Raw genomic sequence first — 3240 nt, 5'->3', positions numbered from 1 at the left:
CCTCCCGCACCGACGGGCCCCTGGCCTGCGGCACCAGGTGCGGCAACGCCGGATGCCGCTGCGGCAGCCCCCGGCTGTCCCGTGGGTCCCGCCGATCCCGCGTCAGACGCACCCGGGGCCGACGCGCCCGCACCACGCAGGTCGCCGGAAGGCGCCGTACCCGAGGTCCCGGGGGCGCCGCTCGGACGGGGCTTCACCGCGCGGAACGTGATCGTGCCCTCGTCTTCGTCGGCGGTTGCGTTCGAGGGTTCGGGGGTGGGCTTGCGGAAGACGAAGGTGCCCGCGGCGCCGTTCCGTGGCTCCGGGGTGTCCGTGGAGGGCTCGGGGTTCTGCCGCGGCGGCGATGCGTGCGGGACCCTCGGGTCCGTGCCCCAGGAGACCTTGCGGTCCTGGTCGCCGCCGAAGCCGGACTGGTGGGAGCGGTCGGCGCCCCACGCGGTCGCGGGCTCGGGGCGGTTGCCGTGCTGGGCGTCCGGGGCGGTCTCCTCGACCGGGTCCTCGTCGAAGAAGTGCGGCCCCGTCTCCTCGACGGAGGGCGCCGTCCCGGCCGGCGGTGCGAGCGGCTCGCCGTTCGCGGGGGCGGGGCGGCTCGTGCCCGGTACCCAGGCGGCACCGTTCCAGTACCGGACATATCCAGGAATGGACGGATCCGGGTAGTACCCTTCGCGGGGCCTGTCGTCGCCTGGTGCCGGGGTTGGGGCGCTCATGTCCGTCGTCCCGTATCTGCTCGGGGGTGGGTCGGGGGGCTCCACATCTATCAGACCCGCGCAACCCCCACGGCCCGTCCCACCGGACCCACCCCTTCGGGGCACGGATGTGATATCCACCGGTGACGCTCACGGCAGCGTACGTCCGCGCTGCGCGAAAAAGTTTCCCTGACCCGCGTAATGCTGCCGCCTCCCCCCGCTCTCTCCTCCCGACAGCCCCTGACGGGGACCTTCACGGGAGAGGACCACACGCCATGCACATCGTGGTGGAACGCGAACTGGAACTACGGCTCATCCTGTCGCCGGAGCGGAGCGTCCCGGTACCGGCCCGGCTCGGCTACCGCAGCGACGACCCCTACGCCGTCCACATCACCTTCCACATCAACTCCCCGGTCCCGGTGCACTGGACGTTCGCCCGGGATGTGCTGATCGAGGGCGTCTTCCGGCCGTGCGGTCACGGGGACGTGCGGGTGTGGCCGTCGAAGGCGGACGGGCGCAGCGTCGTGCTGATGGCGCTGGCCTCACCGGACGGGGACGCCCTGCTGGAGGCCCCGGCCTCCCAGGTGTCGGCCTGGCTGGAGCGGACGCTGCGGGCGGTGCCGCCGGGCAGTGAGGGCGGGCAGCTCGGGCTGGACGACGGGCTGGCCGAGCTGCTGGCGCGGTGAGGAGGCGCGAGGTTCAGAACAGCTTGCCGGGGTTGAGGATGTTCAGCGGGTCGAAGACGTGCTTGACGGCCCGCTGCATCTCCAGCCCCACCGGGCCGAGTTCGCGCGCCAGCCACTCCTTCTTCAGCACGCCGACGCCGTGTTCGCCGGTGATCGTGCCGCCGAGCTCCAGCCCGAGCGCCATGATCTCGTCGAAGGACTCCCGGGCCCGCCGGGACTCCTCGGGGTCCTGCGCGTCGAAGCACACGGTCGGGTGGGTGTTGCCGTCCCCCGCGTGGGCGACGACGCCGATGGTGAGCCGGTACTTCTCGGAGATCCGCTCGACGCCGTCGATGAGTTCGCCGAGCCGGGAGCGCGGCACGCACACGTCGTCGATCATCGTGGTGCCCTTGACTGCCTCCAGCGCGACCAGCGACAACCGCCGGGCCTGGAGCAGCAGTTCGGACTCGGCGGCGTCCTCCGCCGGGACGACCTGCGTGGCTCCCGCCGCCTCGCACAACGCGCCCACGGCGGCGAGGTCGGCGGCCGGGTCGGTGGTGTCGAACGCGGCCAGCAGCAGCGCCTCGGTGGAGTCCGGCAGGCCCATGTGGGCGAGGTCGTTGACCGCCTTGACGGTCGTACGGTCCATGAGTTCGAGGAGTGAGGGCACGTGCCCGCCCGCCATGATCCGGCACACCGCGTCGCAGGCGGCGGCGCCGGAGGAGAACTCGGCGGCCAGCACCAGCTGGGCGGGCGGCTTGGGACGGAGGGCGAGGATCGCGCGGACGACGATGCCGAGGGAGCCCTCGGAGCCGACGAACAGGCGGGTCAGGTCGTATCCGGCGACGCCCTTGGCGGTGCGGCGGCCGGTGGACATCAGGCGGCCGTCGGCGAGGACGACGTCCAGGCCGAGGACGTACTCGGCGGTCACCCCGTACTTCACGCAGCACAGGCCGCCCGAGGCGGTGCCGATGTTGCCGCCGATGGTGCACTGCTCCCAGCTGGACGGGTCCGGCGGGTAGTACAGGCCGTGCTCGCCGACCGCGCGGGACAGCGCGGCGTTGACGACGCCGGGTTCGACGACGGCGATCCGGTCGACGGGGCTGATCTCCAGGATGCGGTCCATCTTGGTCAGCGAGAGCACGATGCAGCCGTCGGTGGCGTTGGCGCCGCCGGACAGGCCGGTGCGGGCGCCCTGCGGGACGACCGGGACGCGCAGCTCCGTGGCGGTGCGCATGACGTGCTGGACCTGTTCGACCGTGCGCGGCAGGACGACCACGGCGGGGCTGCCGGCCGGGCAGAAGCTGGCCATGTCGTTGGCGTAGGAGGCCGTGACGTCGGGGTCGGTGAGGACGGCCTCGGGGGGCAGGCCGCGAAGCAGCCCGTCGACGAGGGGGCCCGCCGCCACCGTGTCTTCATCGCGTCGCGCTTCGATACGGCTCATGATCACAGCCTCGCACCGACGGCCATCGGTGTGAACCCCGTGTACGGCAGGCGCAGCACACGGGGTGTGATCGTCGTACGAGCGCGGGGTGTGCCGCACAGTGTCCGCCATGGAGGACAAGCCAGACGACAAGCGCTCCACCCCGCCGGCCGCCGAGCGGCCGGCCACGCCCGCCGACGGACGGTCCGGCGAACCGGCCGACGGACCGGCCGGCGAATCGGCCGGCGGGCAGGTCGACACACCGGCCGACGAACCCGCCAGCGAAGCGGCAGGCGGGCAGGCCGGCGAAGCGGCCGACCGACCCGCCCACACACCGGCCCACGGCCATGCCGACACACCGACCGGCGAACCCGCCAGCGAAGCGACACGCGGGCAGGCCGGCAAAGCGGCCGACCGACCCGCCCACACACCGGCCCACGGCCATGCCGACACACCGGCCGGCGAA

3 protein-coding genes and 1 pseudogene are annotated in these 3240 nt (G+C 73.2%); 2 read left to right on the top strand and 2 right to left on the bottom strand.

Annotated features, from left to right (window positions below):
• A partial coding sequence (locus N4P33_RS34065) for a DUF2510 domain-containing protein (protein ID WP_260830793.1) occupies positions 1-707 on the bottom strand: 707 nt, incomplete at its 3' end.
• A 254-nt stretch (positions 708-961) separates the two neighbouring features.
• On the opposite strand from N4P33_RS34065, the gene N4P33_RS34060 reads away from it, so the two are divergent.
• Positions 962-1372, top strand: coding sequence for an SsgA family sporulation/cell division regulator (locus N4P33_RS34060; protein ID WP_260830792.1), 411 nt, complete (start codon positions 962-964; stop codon positions 1370-1372).
• A 13-nt stretch (positions 1373-1385) separates the two neighbouring features.
• Here the strand turns inward: N4P33_RS34060 and N4P33_RS34055 are convergent, their stop codons facing one another.
• Complete coding sequence (locus tag N4P33_RS34055; RefSeq protein ID WP_260830791.1) at positions 1386-2801, bottom strand: FAD-binding oxidoreductase; 1416 nt, start codon at positions 2799-2801, stop codon at positions 1386-1388.
• Positions 2802-2904: 103 nt separating this feature from the next.
• Between N4P33_RS34055 and N4P33_RS34050 the strand changes: the two are divergent.
• A pseudogene (locus N4P33_RS34050) lies at positions 2905-3240 on the top strand (hypothetical protein); the annotation flags it as partial.

Origin of the sequence: Streptomyces sp. 15-116A (assembly GCF_025290915.1) — a bacterium.
In the GTDB taxonomy this organism is placed as follows: Bacteria; Actinomycetota; Actinomycetes; order Streptomycetales; family Streptomycetaceae; genus Streptomyces.
This window is presented reverse-complemented; position numbering and strand designations above follow the sequence as displayed.

Bases quoted from the DNA above. Each gene is read 5' to 3' on its own strand.
- N4P33_RS34060 (WP_260830792.1), top strand. From the start codon at position 962: ATGCACATCGTGGTGGAACGCGAACTGGAACTACGGCTCATCCTGTCG.